The organism is Polaromonas sp. P1_F8, assembly GCF_056405635.1.
The window spans coordinates 69,474-86,311 of the sequence record NZ_JBFUBS010000009.1 but is presented as its reverse complement, the minus strand read 5'-3'; the positions used below and the strand labels follow the sequence as shown (position 1 = coordinate 86,311).

The window sequence follows — 16,838 nt, the reverse complement described above, 5'->3', positions numbered from 1 at the left end:
GCCCGTCCCTCAAAGTCAGTCATGAATCAACTCCAATTGTTTTTACCGTGCGCCGCAGGCGTCGAAACCCTGCTGGCCACCGAGGTCAAGCGTGTCACCGGGATCGACGGCAAAGCCTGGCGCGCCGGCGTGCAGCTGCAGGCTTCGTGGCGCGACGCGCTGCAGCTCAACCTGCACAGCCGGCTGGCGCAGCGTGTACTGATCGAGCTGCAGCACAACCAGTACCGCAGCGAACAAGACCTCTACAACGCTGCCGCCAATGTGGCCTGGGAAATCTGGTTCACGCCCAAGCAGACCTTCAAGGTCGAGATCACCGCCCAGCACAGTCCGCTGCAAAGCCTGAACTTCGCGGCGCTGAAGATCAAGGACGCGATCGCCGACCGCTTTCGCGCCAAGTTCGACGACGTGCGGCCCAGCGTCGACACGCGCTGGCCCGACGTGCGCGTCTACGTGCACCTGACGACGGACACCGTCACGGTTTATATCGACACCTCGGGCGAGCCACTATTCAAGCGCGGCTGGCGCGAAGACAAGGGTGATGCCCCGCTGAAAGAAACCCTGGCCGCCGCCATGATTGCCGCCAGCGGCTGGGATCAGCTCTGTAAAGAAGGCGTGCCGCTCTATGACCCCTGCTGCGGCTCGGGCACCATCGCGATTGAAGCCGCGCAAATCGCCTGCAACATTGCGCCCGGCATCAACCGACGCTTTGCCTTCCAGAAATACTTGCCCTTCCAGGGCCATGTGTGGGATGGCCTGCTGGACCAGGCCGAAGCCGCCATCACCGAACCCACCGCGCCGGTGTTCGGCAGCGACGTGTCCTTCCGCATGGTCGATTTCGCCGAACGCAATGCCGAGCGTGCCGGCGTAGCCAATGCGGTGGAATTCCGCGGCGGCGACGCACTGCAGCGCATGCCGCCCGCGCCTTCGGGCGTGATGCTGGTGAATCCGCCTTACGGCGAACGGATCGATGTGGCAGGCGTGGCCGGCATCACCGGCCTGCAGGGACGCGACCAGCGCCGCCAGCAAGGACATGCCGAAGGACGCGTGCAGCAGGACCACCGCAACCAGCCCATCGACGAATTTGGCCAGCCGCTGAACCGGGACAGCGGTGATCAGGGCGACACGCGTGAAGAACCCGCCTTCGAGACATCGCGGGACCGTTCTGCCAATCCCGGCCGCGAGCAGGCACAAAACGCCTGGGGCGAAGAAGCGACGGACTTCTTCCCGCAACTGGCCGCGCACTGGAAGAAAAACTACGCCGGCTGGACCGCTCACGTGCTCACGCCCGACCTCAAACTACCCGGCAAGATGCGTCTGAAAGAATCGCGGCGCGTGCCGATGTGGAACGGTCCCATCGAATGCCGCCTGTTCCGCTTTGACATGGTGGCGGGCTCCGCACGCGGCAAGCCCGGCGCAGCCACCCTCACCCCACCGAACGAGCCGGCGGCGTGACGGCCTCAGTGCGCCAGCCTGTGGTGCTGGACACCAACATCGTCCTCGACGTGTTTGTCTTCAACGATGCGGCAGCGCAGCCACTGAAAAAAGCGCTGGAGGCCGGCGAGCTCGACTGGCTGGCCACGCAGGCCATGCGCGACGAACTTGAGCGCGTGCTGGCCTATCCGCAAATCATTCCCCGCCTGGCGTTTTACGAATTAAGCGCCGGTGACGTGCTCGCCGCCTTTGACCGGCATGCTCGCCTGACGGAGGTGGCAGCCAAGGCGGGCGTCACCTGCAGCGACCCCGACGACCAGAAGTTCATCGACCTGGCGGTGGCCGGCAAGGCCTTGCTGCTCAGCAAGGACCGGCATGTGCTTTCAATGAAAAAAAGGCTCCTGACCCAGGGAATACGGGCGCAAGCAGCTATTTAACTGATAGCAACCCGTTCATCGCCCTGAAACGCCGTGAGGGGCGTTCAACCCGCAGCGCGCTCTGCGGAGGCGCCGGGGGGAACTGCCCCCGATACCGCCGAGGCATCACCCGTCACCGGCACACGGATGCCGTTGGCCTGCGCAGGCATGTGCCCCCCGGGCCCTACGCCGTTGGCGCGAAAACTGTGCGCGCTGGCCAGCGGCCAGTAGTAGCTGAACACCGTGTTCTGTTTTTCCAGCGAGCCCAGCAGCGCGCCGGGCTCCACCTGCATGATGAGGTTGCTCAGCAGCCGTACCTCGGTATCCGTCAGCCGCCGCACGATGTGATGCGCGTTGACTTCGCGCGGGTGGCACAGGCCCGCGGCTTGCACCAGCTCCTGCAGCGCATGCAGCGTGCTGCGGTGAAAGTTGCGCACCCGCTCGGCCTTGTCGGGCACCACCAGCGCCTGCTGGCGAACCGGGTCTTGTGTGGTGACGCCGGTGGGGCATTTTCCGGTGTGGCAGCTTTGCGCCTGGATGCAGCCCAGCGCCATCATGAAACCGCGCCCGGCATTGCACCAGTCGGCGCCCAGCGCCATCAGCCGCACCATGTCAAAAGCGCTCACCACCTTGCCGGCGGCACCGATGGAAACGCGGCTGCGCAGGTTCACGCCGATCAGCGTGTTGTGCACCAGCAGCAGGCCCTCCTGCAGCGGTGCGCCCACGTGGTCTGTGAACTCGACGGGCGCAGCGCCCGTGCCGCCCTCGGCGCCGTCCACCACGATGAAGTCCGGCGTGATGCCGGTCTCCAGCATGGCTTTCACAATCGCAAACCACTCCCAGGGGTGGCCGATGCAGAACTTGAAGCCGGTCGGCTTGCCGCCCGACAGCTTTCGCAGTTTGGCGATGAAATGCATCATCTCGACCGGCGTGGAAAACGCACTGTGGCTGGAGGGCGAGATGCAGTCCTTGCCTTGCGGCACACCGCGCGCCGCCGAGATTTCCTCGGTGACCTTCGGCCCGGGCAGGATGCCGCCGTGGCCGGGCTTGGCGCCCTGGCTCATCTTGAGCTCGATCAGCTTGACCTGCGGGTCGCGTGCGTTGGTGGCGAAACGCTCCTCGCTGAACGTGCCGTCCTCGTTGCGGCAACCAAAGTAACCCGAGCCGATTTCCCAGATCAGGTCACCGCCATGCAACCGGTGGTGCTGCGAGATCGAGCCCTCGCCCGTGTCGTGCGCGAAGCCGCCGAGTTTGGCGCCCTTGTTCAGCGCCATGATGGCATTGGCCGAGAGCGATCCGAAGCTCAGCGCCGAGATGTTGAACACGCTGGCGTGGTAAGGCTGTGTGCAGGGCTCCACCGAGGGCGACGGGTGATCGGGCGTGCCGCCTATCCAGACGCGAAAGTCGTGGGTTGGCAGTTTGGTCGGCGACATCGAATGGTTGACCCACTCATACCCTTGCGCGCCCACGTCGAGCTGCGTGCCGAAAGGTCGGTTGTCGGGTTCGCCCTTGGCGCGCTGGTACACCAGCGAGCGCTGGGCGCGTGAAAACGGCGTGGCCTCGCTGTCGCTTTCGATGAAGTACTGGCGCATTTCGGGCCGGATGTACTCAAACAGGAAACGCATGTGGCCGATGACCGGGTAGTTGCGCAGCACGGCATGGCGCGTTTGCCGCAAGTCGCGCACACCGACACACACCAGCACCACGCCGGCCACCAGGGATACCAGCGCCAGCTTCCCCACGCCAAAAACCATCAGGCCGAGCAGCCCCAGCAGCGCGGCAAGCCCGCACAGGGCCATAAAGGTGTAACGGACGGGGAACCAGGCATCCAGGCGCTGAAGAAACATGACAGGGCTTCCGTGGGAGGGGATCACAAAAGGGCACAAAACACAGGCATGCAGCCGCGACGCGCCAGATACACTTTGCATCATAAGAGCCTCACGTGACGCTCATAACTGTTTTTTTCATGAAGTCCACGCCCAAATCCGTCATCCCCTCAAAGCCCTCGCCGGAGCCGGTTTTCCTGGAAGTCGAGGCGTTCGACGAGCTCGATGCCATCCTCGATGACCTGCGCACCCGTTACGACGAAACACCCCAGTGGGAATTCTGCGAAGGCTTCATGGCCGCCGTGATCTGTTCGCGCCGGCCCATCGAGGCAGCCGAATACCTGCCCGTGCTGCTGGCCGTCCCCGCTGAGGGCGAGGCGCCGGATCCGGAAGGCGGTTCGTTCGCCAGCGAGGCGCAACGTGAACGCTTTCTCATGCTCTGGAGCCAGCGCTGGCAGGAAGTCGAAACGGCACTGGACGCCGAAGTAGATTCGCTCGAAGACGACAACTGCTACCACCCCGAGGTCATGGACATACGCGGCGCCGTGGCCGACATGCCGCCCGACGAACGTGCCGCCTTCAAGGGTGAAGACCTGCCCGCATTCGCGCAGGTCTGGGCGCTGGGCTTCATGTTTGCGGTGGAAAGCTGGCCCGACGAGTGGATGGCGCCGCGTGACAAAGACGCCGCCAAATGGCTCGATGGTGCCCTGCAGGCCGTGGTCGCCATGACCGAAGACGACAGCGCCCCGCCCGAGGTGTCACCCCTGAGCGAAGACGGCACGCCCAGCACCAGCATTGCCAGGCTCAACGCGTTTGGCGAGGCCATCTGGGCGGTGTATGACCTGCGTGAGTTGTGGAAGACCATGGGCCCCAAGGTCGAGACGGTGCGGGTGGAGGCCACGCCCGGGCGCAACGACCTGTGTTATTGCGGTAGCGGGAAGAAGTACAAGAAATGTCACGGGGCGGGGTAAAGGCCGTGATCTGACGGCAGGTGTCCTTTGCCGGATCCGGACGCATTGAATATTCGCTATCAATTTCATAGCCTGTTGCGCCCGATTTAATTGGCCTCTAGCCACTTTTGACCCGAAAAAACAAGGCCCACGCCCCCCCGAACGCACGCCAGAAGAAGGGACTTCCCCCCCAAACTGAAACCAGACCCGGTTCAGGCTGTTTTCAGGGGAGGTTTCGGCCTTAAGCCCAATATGGATGGGCGCCAGCAGCTATGCTTTTAATAGCAACAACAAACACCGGTAAAACCCGCAGAGTCCAGCCGGTTGTCCACCAGGATATTCCGCCGAACAGCAGGTCGTAACGCTTCACCCTGGAAGGCGGCTTCTGGACACTTTTTTGGAGCAACGGTGTTGGCTACATAGGCGACGGCCAGGCGGTCCGCCGCCGGACCGCCGGTTTTCATGAAGTCAGCAATCGCGGAAAACCCGGGTCTTGACGCGCGCGGTCGGCGGCGCAGAATGCATCAGTCGCCCTGGACCGTGAACAGGTCCCTGACTTGTATGTACAAGTTACCGGCGGCAACCACCAGCGGTATGGGCATGATTCCTGCTCACCCCTGAGACCCCCGGGCGCGGCCGCCACAAGCGGTCAGGCGCAATGTTTGTTTGACTGTCCAACCGAAGGAAATCATCTTGAACCACATGCTTCCCCACCTCAGCCGCCGCGTTCTTTGCGCCACCGCCGCAGCCGCCATGCTGGCCTGCAGCGCCGGCGCCGTGCTGGCCGCCACGCCCAAAGACACCCTGGTGCTGGCCTTCGGTTTCGATGACATCATCACCATGGACCCGGCCGAGGCCTTTGAGCTGTCCGCCGGCGAGATCATGGGCAACACCTATGACCGCCTGCTGCGCCTGGATGTGAACGACCCTTCCAAACTGGTGGGCGACGTGGCCAAATCCTGGACCGTCTCGGCCGACGGCAAGACCTATACCTTCGAGCTCAAGCCCGGGATCAAATTCGCCTCCGGCAATCCGCTCACGGCCGAAGAAGTGGCGTATTCGCTGCAGCGCGCCGTGATGCTGGACAAGTCCCCCGCCTTCATCCTGACCCAGTTCGGTTTCTCCAAGACCAACGTCAAGGACAAGATCAAGGCCACCAGCCCGACCGTGGTGACCCTGGAAACCGACAAGGCCTATGCACCCACCTTTGTCTTCAACTGCCTGACGGCCAACGTGGCCGGCATTGTCGACATGAAGCTGGTGCAATCGAAAGAGGTCAACGGTGACTGGGGTTACGCCTGGCTGAAAACCAATTACGCCGGCTCCGGCCCGCTCAAGCTGCGCGAATGGCGTGCCAATGAAATCGTGGCGCTGGAACGCAACGACAACTACTACGGCGCCAAGCCCAAGCTGGCCCGCGTGATCTACCGCCACGTCAAGGAATCGGCCACGCAACGCCTGCTGCTGGAAAAAGGCGACATCGACATCGCCCGCAACCTGAGCCCGCAGGACATCGCCGCGCTCTCGGCCAACAAGGACGTGAAGATGACCTCCACGCCCAAGGGCACGGTCTACTACATCAGCCTGAACCAGAAAAACGCCAACCTGGCCAAGCCCGAGGTGCGCGAGGCCCTGAAATACCTGGTCGACTACGATGCCATCGGCGACACGCTGGTCAAGAACATCGGCGTGATCAACCAGAACTTTTTGCCGCAGGGCCTGCTGGGCGCCAGCACCGTCAAGCCGTACAAGCTCGACGTGGCCAAGGCCAAGGCGCTGCTGGCCAAGGCGGGCCTTGCCAACGGCTTCAAGGTCACCATCGACATGCGTACCATCCAGCCGGTACAGGGCATCACCGAGGCCTTCCAGCAGACGGCCAAGCAGGCCGGCATTGACGTCGAGATCATTCCCGGTGACGGCAAGCAGACGCTGACCAAGTACCGTGCCCGCACCCACGACATGTACATCGGCCAGTGGGGCGCCGACTACTGGGACCCGCATTCGAACGCCGACACCTTCACGCGCAACCCCGACAACGCCGACGATGCCAAGGCCAAGCCGCTGGCCTGGCGCAATGCCTGGGCGATTCCCGAGTTGACCAAGCAGTCGGACGCGGCGGTGCTGGAGCGCGACGCCGGCAAGCGCAAGAAGATGTACGAGGACCTGCAGGCCGAGTTCCGCAAGACCAGCCCCTTCATCATGCTGTACCAGCAAACTGAGGTGGCGGCTTTCCGGAGCAACGTGGACGGCCTGAAGCTGGGCCCCACCTTCGACAGCAACTACATGTTCAACGCCTCCAAGCGCTGATAGCCCACCGACTTTGGCCATTCCCGACCCCACAGCTGCCGGCGTGGCACCGCTCAGCGCGGTAGCCACGCGCACGGCAGGCCAGCGCTTGACGCCGCACGCCAAAAGCTTTGGCAACTTCCTGGTGGTGATTTTGCTCACCTACCTGGGTCTGCTCGCGGTCACGTTTTTTATCGGCCGCGTGATCCCGATCGACCCGGTGCTGGCCATCGTGGGCGACCGCGCGCCGGCGCACGTGATCGAACGCGCGCGCCAGGAGCTGGGGCTGGACAAGCCGCTGTATGAACAGTTCTACATCTACATCGGCAAGGTGCTCAAGGGCGATTTCGGCGTCTCGGTGCTGACGGCCAACCCGGTGATGACGGACATCAAGCGCGCCTTTCCGGCCACGCTGGAGCTGGCGAGCCTGGGCATCCTGATAGGTGCGGGCCTGGGCGTGCCGCTGGGGGTATGGGCCGCGGTGCGGCGCGGCAAGCTGGTGGACCAGGTGGTGCGCGTGATCGGCCTGGTGGGCTATTCGGTGCCCATCTTCTGGCTGGGGCTGATGGCGCTGGTGGTGTTTTATGCGCGACTGGGCTGGGTCTCCGGGCCGGGCCGGATCGACGTGAGTTATGAGTACACACTCAAGCCCATCACCGGGCTTTTGCTGCTCGACACGGCCATGACCGGCGAGTGGGAGGCTTTTCGCAATGTGTTTTCGCACCTGATATTGCCGGCTTCGCTGCTCGGCTATTTCGCGCTGGCCTACATCAGCCGCATGACGCGTTCCTTCATGCTCAATGAACTCGCGCAGGAATACGTGATTGCTGCGCGCGCCAAGGGCCTGTCGGAGTCGCGCATCATCTGGCGCCACGCGCTGCGCAACGCCATGGTGCCGCTGGTCACGGTGATCGCGCTGTCGTACGCGGGTCTGCTCGAGGGCTCTGTGCTGACCGAGACCGTTTTTGCCTGGCCGGGCCTGGGTCTCTACATCACCAACTCGCTCCAGAACGCCGACATGAATGCGGTGCTGGGCGGCACGATTGTGGTGGGTTCGATTTTTGTGGGCTTGAACTTGCTCTCTGACGTCTTGTACAAATTGCTGGACCCAAGGACGCGAATCCGATGACTTCAAAGGTTGCATCTTTGCGCGACTGGCTGAGCACCGACCGCCCTGCCTCGCGCCGCCAGGCCTTCATGGGCCGCATGTACCACGGCTGCCACGATTTTTCGCGCAACCGTCTGGCCATGCTGGGCCTCTTCATCGTGCTGGGCCTGGTCCTCGTGGCGATTTTTGCCGACCTGCTGGCGCCGTATTCGGCCTACACCGGCGACCTGCGCACCACACGGCTGCTGCCGCCTTCGTGGGCGCACTGGTTCGGCACCGACGACCAGGGGCGGGACATCCTCTCACGCATCATCATCGGCTCGCGCATCACGCTGATGGTGGTGATTCTGGTGGCGGTGCTGGCCGCGCCGCTCGGCCTCATCGTCGGCACTGTGGCCGGTTATGCCGGCGGCTGGGTCGACGCAGTGCTGATGCGCATCACCGACATCTTCCTGGCGTTCCCGCGTCTCATCCTGGCGCTGGCGTTTGTCGCGGCGCTGGGCCCCGGCATCCAGAACGCGGTGATCGCCATCGCCATCACCTCCTGGCCGCCGTATGCGCGCATGGCGCGGGCCGAGACGCTGACGATACGCCAGACCGACTACATCGCGGCCGTGCAATTGCTGGGTGCCTCGCCCTGGCGCATCGTGCTGGGCCACATCATGCCGTTGTGCGTGTCGTCGGTGATCGTGCGCGTCACGCTGGACATGGCCGGCATCATCCTGACCGCCGCCGGGCTGGGTTTTCTGGGCCTGGGCGCACAGCCGCCCATGCCGGAGTGGGGCGCGATGATCGCCAATGGCCGCCTTTATGTGCTGGACCAGTGGTGGGTGGCGGCCGCGCCCGGTGCGGCGATTTTTGTCGTGAGCCTGGCCTTCAACCTGCTGGGCGACGGCCTGCGCGATGCGCTGGACCCGAAGGCCGCCAAATGACGGGCGCCAACAGGCCCCTGCTGGTGGTCGACGACTTGCGCGTGAGCTTTCCGCGCCGCGACGGCGGCATGACTGAGGCCGTGCGCGGCGTGTCCTTCACGCTCGGCCGCGAGCGCCTGGGCATCGTGGGCGAGTCGGGTTCCGGCAAATCACAAACCGGCCGCGCCATCATGGGGCTGACCGCACCGGAGGGTCGCATCAGCGCCAAGCGTCTTGAGTTCGCCGGCGTGGACTTGCTCAATTGCCCGCCCGCCCAACGCCGCGAACTGCGCGGCGGCCGCATCGCCATGGTGTTGCAGGACCCGAAGTTTTCGCTGAACCCCGTCATGACAATTGGCGCGCAGATCGTGGAGACGCTGCAAGCCCATACCCGGGTGTCGTCGGCGGAAGCCAAAAAGCGTGCCCTCGCCGCGCTGGAGTCCGTGCGCATCGACGACCCGGCGCGCGTCTACAAGCTCTACCCGCACGAGGTGTCGGGCGGCATGGGCCAGCGCGCGATGATCGCGATGATGCTCATCGCCGACCCGGACCTGCTGATCGCCGACGAGCCGACCTCGGCGCTGGACGTGACGGTTCAACTGCAGGTGCTGTCGATCCTCGACACGCTGGTGGCTGAGCGCGGCATGGGCTTGATTTTGGTCTCGCACGATCTGCGGCTGGTGTCCACCTTCTGCGACCGCATCCTCGTGATGTATGCGGGCCGCGTGGTGGAAGAGCTGGCCGCCGGCGGCCTCGCGAACGCGCAGCATCCCTACACACGCGGCCTGATGGCCTGCCTGCCGCAGCTGGGCGCGTCCACGCATCCGCTGGCGACGCTGGACAGGCAACCGGAGTGGGCGCTGTGAACGCCGTGGCTTCATCCGCATCGCTGGGCCTGGAAGTCAGCAACCTGCGCGTGGTGTACGACAGTTTTGTCGCCGTCGCCGATACCTCCTTCATCGTGACCCCCGGCGAAAGCTTCGGCATCGTCGGCGAATCGGGGTCCGGCAAGTCCACCGTGCTGCGCGCCATCTGCGGCCTGGCGCCTCGCACGGCCGGCACGGTCAAGTTATTGGGCCAGGACAGCGCACCCGGCAGCAAGGCCTTCAGGCGGCAGGTGCAGATGGTGTTCCAGGACCCGTATGGATCGCTGCACCCGCGCCATACGGTAGACCGCATCCTCGCCGAGCCGCTGGCCATCCACGGCATCAGCGATGCGGAAGCGCGCATCGAACGTGCGCTGGAAGAAGTCGGCCTGGGCACGGGCTTTCGCTTTCGGTACCCGCACCAGCTCTCGGGCGGGCAGCGTCAGCGCATCGCGATTGCGCGCGCCTTGATTCTCGAGCCGCAAATCCTGCTGCTGGACGAGCCCACTTCGGCACTGGACGCCTCGGTGCAGGCCGAGGTGCTGAACCTGCTGGAAGAACTGCGCCGCAGGCGCGGCCTGACCTTCGTCATGGTGAGCCACGACCTGGCCGTCGTCACGCATCTGTGTGAACGGCTGATGGTGATGCAACGCGGCCAGACGGTGGAGATGCTGCCTGCGGCCGACCTGGCGGCACACAAAGTCACGAATGCCTATACGCTGAGCCTGATGGAAGCCTCCACCGGGTTCAAACGCCGCGCAGCGGCGGATGTGTCCGCCACGGCGTAAATCGTTACCAGGCAGGTCTGGCGTGCCGCAGCGCCGCATGCTTTAATTTCTCTTCAACACCACACGCCACGCCATGATCCACTGGGAAGCCCACGCCTGCCTGCCATTGCACCCGGCAGCCAATTTTTCGCCGATGGACGCGTTGCGCGCCGCGGGCGTGAACTATGTGTCCGTCAATGTCGGCATGGACATGAACCCGGTGGCGCAAGTCATGGCGGTCATTGCGGCCTTCCGCGCGAAGATCGCCGCGGACCCCGGGCGCTTGCGACTGGTGTCCAGTGTGGATGAGATCCGCGAGGCCGCAGCGGCGGGCCAGCTTGCCATCGGCTTTGACCTGGAAGGCGCGATGCCCTTGCAGGAGCGGCCCGAGATGGTGAACTTGTATCGCGACCTCGGCGTGCGGCAAATCCATTTCGCCTACAACCGCAACAACAGCGTGGCCGACGGCTGCCACGACGAAGCACGCGGTCTCACGCCGCTGGGTGTGCGCATGGTGCAGGCAGTGAACGAGGCGGGCCTCTTGATGGACTGCTCGCACACCGGCCGCCGCTGCAGCCTCGACATCATGGCCGCCTCGGCCAAGCCGGTGATCTTCAGCCACGCCAACCCGCTTGCGCTGGTGGAGCACGGGCGCAACATCACCGACGAGCAGATACGCGCCTGCGCCGCGACCGGCGGCGTGGTGTGCGTCTCGGGCGTCTCCGCCTTCCTGGGTACGCGCACGCCAACGGCTGACGACATGGCGCGGCATGTGGCCTATGTGGCGGGCCTGGTCGGCGCGCAGCATGCGGGCATCGGCCTGGACATCAGCTTCCGGCAGGACGAGCTCAATGACAACCCGCCCGGCGACTACGACCCCACCTACTGGTGGCCCAGGTCTGCCGGCTACGACCGCGCCGTGCAACGCATGACTTACACACCGGTTGAAACCTGGCAACTGCTGCCCGAAGCGCTGCGCCGGGTGGGCCTGGGTGCAACCGAGATCGAAGGCGTGATGGGCGACAATATGATGCGTGTCGCCGGCATCGCCTGGCAGCACGCATGAGAACCTCGTAAAACTACCGGCAGCCTCCATGTCCTCCATCACCCTCCGCTTCCTGGCCGAACCCAGCACCGTCAACTTCGGCGGCAAAGTGCACGGCGGCACCGTCATGAAATGGATTGACGAAGCCGGCTACGCCTGCGCCACCAGCTGGGCGAAACGCTATTGCGTCACCGTGTCGGTGGGCAGCATACGTTTTCAGCGCCCCATCATGATCGGCGACCTGGTCGAAGTCGAAGCCCGCCTGGCCTATACCGGCACGACCAGCCTGAACATCTCGGTGGAAGTGCGCGCCGGCGACATGAAAGTCGGACAGATGCAGGTCATCACCGAATGCCTGGTGGTGTTTGTCGCCGTAGACCTGGACGGCAAGGCCTTGCCCGCCCAGGAATGGCGGCCAGAGACCCCCGGCGACGTCGCGCTGGCCCAGCGTGTGAAGGCGCACCTGGATGCCGCGCGCTCCATGCAACTGACCTGAGCCGCCGCACACTGGTGTTCAGGCCGCGTCCGCAACAGGCCTGGCCCCGGGCTGCCCGCCGCCAAACCAGGCCGCCAGCAGCTCCAGCGTGTAGCGCACCTTGGCCGGCTGCTCGCCGCGCCGCGGCGTGACGGCGTAGACCGGAACATCCGCCATGCGCCAGCCCGGCAGTATCGGCAGCAAGCGGCCTTCGGCCATCGCTTTGCGGTCGTCCTCGCTCACACCCATGCTGATGCCCCAGCCGGCTATGGCCAGCGCATGCAGCGCCGTCACCTGCGAGGCCTGCACCCGGCCTTCCAGCCTCAGGGTTTCGCGTTCGCCGGACGGGCCCAGCAGCTCCAACATGTCCGCGCTGTTGCTGCTGTTGGGTTTGCTGGCCAGCCAGTCGTGGCGCAGCAAGTCCTGCGGCGTGGCGGGCCAGCCCCGTTCGGCCAGGTAGGCCGGCGAGGCGCAGAGCTGGCGCGTCATATCGCCCAGCTTGCGTGCCACCAGGCTGGAGTCGGCCAGCTCCCCCACGCGCACCGCGATATCCACGCGTTCGCCGATCAAGTCCACCAGCTTGTCGTCCAGCAGCAGGCGCAGCGTGAGCCGGGGGTAGCCGCGCAGCGGCGCCAGCGCCGCTGCCAGCAGGCTGCCAAAGCCGGCCGGCGCGGCCAGGCGCAGCTCGCCTTCGGGTTCGTCGCGCAGCCGCACCAGCGCCTGTTCCGCCGAGCGCGCAGCCGCCACCATGGCAGCGCAACCAGCGTGGTAACGCTCACCCGCTTCTGTCAGCGTCAGGCGCCGGGTGGACCGGTGCAGCAGGGCCAGGCCGAGCGACTGCTCAAGCTGCCGCAAATGCTGGCTCACGGCCGAAGGCGTCATGCCCAGCTGCCGCGCCGCCGCAGTCAGGGACCCTTTGGCAACCACCTCGGCAAAAATGGCCATGCGCTTGAGCTGGTCCATGGATTTATCGCTCATTAGTTAGCTCTACTTCACAGTGTTAGCGAATTTTGCCGTCTATTCAGACTGTTGTGAAGTAATGACACTGGAGGCTCTTTTCACCCACAGGAGTTTTTTATGAACATCGCACTGATCGGCGCCACAGGTTTTATCGGCGCACCTATTCTTTCCGAGCTGCTGAGCCGCGGCCACAAGGTCACCGTGCTGGCCCGCAACCCCGGCAAAGTCACCCCGCAAACCGGCCTGACCGTGGTCGCCGCCGACGCACTGAATGCCGGCCAGGTGGCCAAAGCGGCAGCGGGCCACGATGCTGTCATCAGCGCCTACAACCCGGGCTGGAGCGAGCCGAAAATCCACGACCTGCACCTTGAGGCGAGCCAAGCCATCGTGAGCGGCGTCAAGCAGGCGGGCGTCAAACGCCTGCTCGTGGTGGGTGGCGCCGGCAGCCTGTATGTGGCGCCCGGCCTGCAGCTCGTGGACACGCCGGAGTTTCCCGCGCAATACAAGCAGGGCGCGCTCGCCGCACGCCAGGCGCTGAACCAGCTCAAGCTCGAAACCTCACTGGACTGGAGCTTTGTCTCGCCTCCCATTGGCTTGGCGCCTGGCGAACGTACCGGCAAGTACCGGCTGGGCGCGGACGACCTGCTGCCTGGCCAGGGTGACAAGCCAGCCGGTATTTCGGTGCCTGACCTGGCTGTGGCCATCGTGGACGAGATTGAAAACGCGCGGCATGTTCGGCGCCGGTTCACGGTTGCCAATTAATCGTCTTATTGGCCTTACACCCAATAGGGACGGGCGCAGGCAGCTCCTAAATTAATAGCTATTTTCTTTTTTGGTTGTTGTTGTTTCGGTGTTTGCGGTCTTTGCTGAGGGTTGCTGGCCGGGGGTAGCCCGGCCAGCAACACTCAGCAAAAAGCGCTGGAACAAGAAAGACTACAGCTTCAGAGCCTCACCCCGAGCCGCCTCCAGCACATCCCGAGTCTTCACCGCCTCGCGCCGGGCAGCCTCCGCAAAATCATCCGCTGAAGAGGCATAAATAATCGCGCGCGACGAATTCACGATGATGGGCGCACCAGCGCGCCAACCCGCCTTCACGGTCGCCACCGCATCGCCGCCTTGCGCCCCCACACCAGGAATCAGCAGGGGCAAGGTAGGCGCGACTGAACGCACACGTTCGATCTCGGCCGGATAAGTCGCCCCCACCACCAGACCCAGCTGGCCATTGAGGTTCCACGGCCCTTGCGCCAGGCGCGCCACGTGCTCGTACAGCAGCGGCTGACCTTCAATCGAGGCGAAGCGCTGGTTCTGCAGGTCGTCGCCGCCGGGGTTGGAGGTGCGGCACAGCAGGAAAGCGCCCTTGCCTTCGTATTTCAAATACGGTGCCACCGAATCAAACCCCATGAAGGGCGAGAGCGTCACCGCGTCGGCACCGTAGCGCTCAAAGGCTTCCTTGGCATATTGCTCCGCCGTGCTGCCGATGTCGCCGCGCTTGGCGTCCAGGATGATGGGTACTTGCGGCGCCACGCGGCGCATGTGTTCCATCAGGCGTTCAAGCTGGCCTTCGGCGCGGTGTGCGGCGAAGTAGGCGATTTGCGGCTTGAAGGAAATCACCAGGTCGGCAGTGGCGTCAACAATCGCCGCGCAGAAATCGTAGATCTTGTTGGCGTCGCCCTTGAGCTTGCCGGGGAATTTCGTGGGTTCAGGGTCCAGGCCGACGCAGAGCATGGAGCTGTTCTGGCGTTCTGCGGCGCCCAGCATGTCGAGAAAAGTCATGTCCCATTTTAAGCTCCCACGATCTCCGCAGCTTGCACCGTGCCCCTGATGGAGAACCCCCTGTATGCCAAACGCGCGATTGTCGCCAGTGGCTACTTGTCTGGCGTTTTACACGACGCAACAAAAAACAAGCGCTAGCGTCATCAGGATTTCACAGTGAATTTTTACGATCACCGCATTGCAAGTGCTGGAGGTCGTTGTGAATTTGCGGATCAGTCAAGGCGAATGCCCGCTGGAGATACCTCGTTCCAGGCTCGGGGCCGTGCCGGAGATGGTGTCTCCCCAGGGGCATGAGTGGATAGGTCATGGCCCTGTTGTTTTGCGGGGCATGGGGCGCAACTGGGCAGCGCTGGAGCGCTGGACATTTCAGCACCTTGCCCATCTGGGCGGGGCCAGGCCTGTGACTTTGGTGGTGGGTAATCGGGAGAGGTCCAGTACCCGGTTTGTGACGTCCACACTTGACCACTATGTGGCACAACTGGAGTTGCAGACAGCCGCGCAGGAAGAAGGCTCGCATATCGGCTACCTCAAAGAGTTTGATCTGCTCAAGGAGATACCCTCACTGCGCCAGGACGTGCAGCAAGACGCATTATTCCCGCCAGGCAACATCGTCTCCAGCAGCGCATGGATTGGCCCGCAAGGTGCCCACACAGGTTTGCATTACGACTTGCTGGACAACCTGGCGGTGCTCACGCGCGGAGTCAAACGCTTTTACCTGGCACGCCCCGGCACCGTGGAGCACCTGGGTGCGATCTCGCAGAAGTATGACCGCTGGGCCAAACTGGCATCGGTGGGCATGCGCGATCTGGCACAAAGCGATGTGCCGGCAGACGCACTGTTTGCTGTCGATCTGTATCCGGGTGATGCCATCTACGTGCCTCGTGGTTGGTGGCATGAGGTGGTGAATTTGCAAGCCAGCATTTTTCTGAGCGGATTTTTCGGCAGCAAGGCACGAGTCGTTGGATTGTGGCTCGCCACAGGTGCTGTGCAGCTGATGCATGACTTCCAGCCATCGGGCACTCGCAATTGCTCCTGCCATTCGGGTACCGCACACCCACCACCAGCACCCGTAGTTCCGGGCAATCAACTCCTTTAACACCCGCGCATACCGTTACCCATGACAACCAAACCGACCATCAAAAAGCGCAGCTACATCACCCGCAATTTGCGTATCGGCGATATTCCGTCCTTGCTGGATCTGGAGCGCAAGCAATGGACGCAAGAGCAGCAAGCCACCGCAGAAGACTTTCGATCACGCATTGCCGCGCATCCCGATTTGAGCGGGGGTGCATTTTGCGCAGAAACGGGTGAATTGCTGGCGTCGCTCTTTTGCAAGCCCACCACGGAGGCGGAGTGGGTCAACCCGGGCGACTGGCAAAAGAGTGCCGCTCTGGACGGCAAGGTGCCGAAGAATAAGCACGCCTCCAACTGCCTGTTCGGCATCAGCCTGACCAGCGTGGATGCCGGCGCTGCCTTGCAGCTGATCGCTTTTAACTATCTGTATGCGGTGAAATGCGGCAATCGTGAAGTGTTTCTGGGCTCTCCCATGCCCGGGCTCAAGCGTCATTTGCAACGTAAACCAGGCGCATCGGTAGAGGCCTATGCACGGGCTACGCGAGCCGGTTTGCCGGTTGATCCACAGCTGCGCTACTACCACGGCAAGGGGTTTTGTGAGCTTGTGGCCGTGCGTGAGAACTACTTCCCCCACGAAGCCTCGTGTGATTACGGCGCCATTCTGAAATCCAGAGTGCCATATCCCTGGCTGACGCCGCTATTTCGCTTGGTACCCGTCCCGGTGTTGAGGTCGCTTGCAGCATTGGCGCCACGCTATGCCATTCCAGAAGACGACGGGGTGCCCGCACGAACAGGGTCTGCCGCTGAGCCAGAGGCGGCGTAGCCGTTCAACCCGTGGTGCGCAGCCCAGCCGGGCAGGTTACGCCACCGATTCTTCAACCCAGTATGAGCCGTGGAACCGGCGAAGCCGGACCCTCGGCCCTCACTGGTGAAATACCTTCATCACTGGT

At 63.8% G+C, this 16,838-nt stretch carries 16 protein-coding genes; 13 read left to right on the top strand and 3 right to left on the bottom strand.

Annotated elements, in window-relative coordinates; translation table 11 throughout:
- The first annotated feature begins 21 nt into the window (after positions 1-21).
- Together AC1D1J_RS21315 and AC1D1J_RS21310 are read left to right on the top strand one after the other, a co-directional pair.
- Positions 22-1,452 (top strand): THUMP domain-containing class I SAM-dependent RNA methyltransferase, encoded by a 1,431-nt coding sequence (locus AC1D1J_RS21315; RefSeq protein WP_477695802.1) that lies wholly within the window; start codon positions 22-24, stop codon positions 1,450-1,452.
- Positions 1,449-1,868 carry a putative toxin-antitoxin system toxin component, PIN family gene (locus tag AC1D1J_RS21310; protein ID WP_477695801.1) on the top strand — a complete coding sequence of 140 codons (420 nt, stop codon included), beginning with the start codon at positions 1,449-1,451 and terminating at the stop codon, positions 1,866-1,868. Before AC1D1J_RS21315 ends, AC1D1J_RS21310 begins: the two co-directional genes overlap by 4 nt.
- A 44-nt stretch (positions 1,869-1,912) precedes the next feature.
- On the opposite strand, the gene AC1D1J_RS21305 is transcribed toward AC1D1J_RS21310, so the two are convergent.
- Positions 1,913-3,694, bottom strand: coding sequence for an FMN-binding glutamate synthase family protein (locus AC1D1J_RS21305; protein ID WP_477695800.1), 1,782 nt, complete (start codon positions 3,692-3,694; stop codon positions 1,913-1,915).
- Positions 3,695-3,813: 119 nt separating this feature from the next.
- Here AC1D1J_RS21305 and AC1D1J_RS21300 point away from each other — a divergent pair, with 119 nt between their 5' ends.
- The 8 genes from AC1D1J_RS21300 (at position 3,814) to AC1D1J_RS21265 (ending at position 12,102) form a co-directional block, all read left to right on the top strand.
- Positions 3,814-4,644 carry a YecA/YgfB family protein gene (locus AC1D1J_RS21300; RefSeq protein WP_477687486.1) on the top strand — a complete coding sequence of 277 codons (831 nt, stop codon included), beginning with the start codon at positions 3,814-3,816 and terminating at the stop codon, positions 4,642-4,644.
- Between the two features lie 681 nt (positions 4,645-5,325).
- Positions 5,326-6,930, top strand: a complete 1,605-nt coding sequence (locus tag AC1D1J_RS21295) for an ABC transporter substrate-binding protein (protein WP_477695846.1) — start codon at positions 5,326-5,328, stop codon at positions 6,928-6,930.
- Between the two features lie 13 nt (positions 6,931-6,943).
- Positions 6,944-8,038, top strand: coding sequence for an ABC transporter permease (locus tag AC1D1J_RS21290; protein WP_477690221.1), 1,095 nt, complete (start codon positions 6,944-6,946; stop codon positions 8,036-8,038).
- Complete coding sequence (nikC, locus tag AC1D1J_RS21285) at positions 8,035-8,949, top strand: nickel transporter permease (protein WP_477695799.1); 915 nt, start codon at positions 8,035-8,037, stop codon at positions 8,947-8,949. The genes AC1D1J_RS21290 and nikC overlap by 4 nt, the downstream gene beginning before the upstream one ends.
- On the top strand, positions 8,946-9,794 hold the full coding sequence (locus tag AC1D1J_RS21280) for an ABC transporter ATP-binding protein (protein WP_477695798.1): 849 nt from the start codon (positions 8,946-8,948) through the stop codon (positions 9,792-9,794). The genes nikC and AC1D1J_RS21280 overlap by 4 nt, the downstream gene beginning before the upstream one ends.
- A 23-nt stretch (positions 9,795-9,817) precedes the next feature.
- On the top strand, positions 9,818-10,582 hold the full coding sequence (locus tag AC1D1J_RS21275) for an ABC transporter ATP-binding protein (protein ID WP_477687596.1): 765 nt from the start codon (positions 9,818-9,820) through the stop codon (positions 10,580-10,582).
- Between the two features lie 73 nt (positions 10,583-10,655).
- Positions 10,656-11,627 (top strand): dipeptidase, encoded by a 972-nt coding sequence (locus AC1D1J_RS21270; RefSeq protein ID WP_477695797.1) that lies wholly within the window; start codon positions 10,656-10,658, stop codon positions 11,625-11,627.
- A 28-nt stretch (positions 11,628-11,655) separates the two neighbouring features.
- Entirely contained in the window at positions 11,656-12,102 is a 447-nt protein-coding gene (locus AC1D1J_RS21265) for an acyl-CoA thioesterase (protein WP_457282388.1), read from the top strand.
- Between the two features lie 18 nt (positions 12,103-12,120).
- Here AC1D1J_RS21265 and AC1D1J_RS21260 read toward each other — a convergent pair whose 3' ends face one another.
- Positions 12,121-13,059, bottom strand: a complete 939-nt coding sequence (locus AC1D1J_RS21260) for a LysR family transcriptional regulator (protein ID WP_477695796.1) — start codon at positions 13,057-13,059, stop codon at positions 12,121-12,123.
- A gap of 99 nt (positions 13,060-13,158) precedes the next feature.
- Here AC1D1J_RS21260 and AC1D1J_RS21255 point away from each other — a divergent pair, with 99 nt between their 5' ends.
- A complete protein-coding gene (locus AC1D1J_RS21255; RefSeq protein ID WP_477687492.1) occupies positions 13,159-13,803 on the top strand; it encodes an NAD(P)-dependent oxidoreductase in 645 nt (214 codons plus the stop codon).
- Between the two features lie 171 nt (positions 13,804-13,974).
- Here AC1D1J_RS21255 and pyrF read toward each other — a convergent pair whose 3' ends face one another.
- Positions 13,975-14,814: an orotidine-5'-phosphate decarboxylase gene (gene pyrF / locus AC1D1J_RS21250; RefSeq protein WP_477687493.1), complete on the bottom strand. Its 840-nt coding sequence runs from the start codon at positions 14,812-14,814 to the stop codon at positions 13,975-13,977.
- Between the two features lie 199 nt (positions 14,815-15,013).
- On the opposite strand from pyrF, the gene AC1D1J_RS21245 reads away from it, so the two are divergent.
- Together AC1D1J_RS21245 and AC1D1J_RS21240 are read left to right on the top strand one after the other, a co-directional pair.
- Positions 15,014-15,910, top strand: coding sequence for a cupin-like domain-containing protein (locus AC1D1J_RS21245; RefSeq protein WP_477695795.1), 897 nt, complete (start codon positions 15,014-15,016; stop codon positions 15,908-15,910).
- 21 nt (positions 15,911-15,931) lie between these two features.
- A complete protein-coding gene (locus tag AC1D1J_RS21240; protein ID WP_477695794.1) occupies positions 15,932-16,711 on the top strand; it encodes a hypothetical protein in 780 nt (259 codons plus the stop codon).
- Positions 16,712-16,838: the final 127 nt, after the last annotated feature.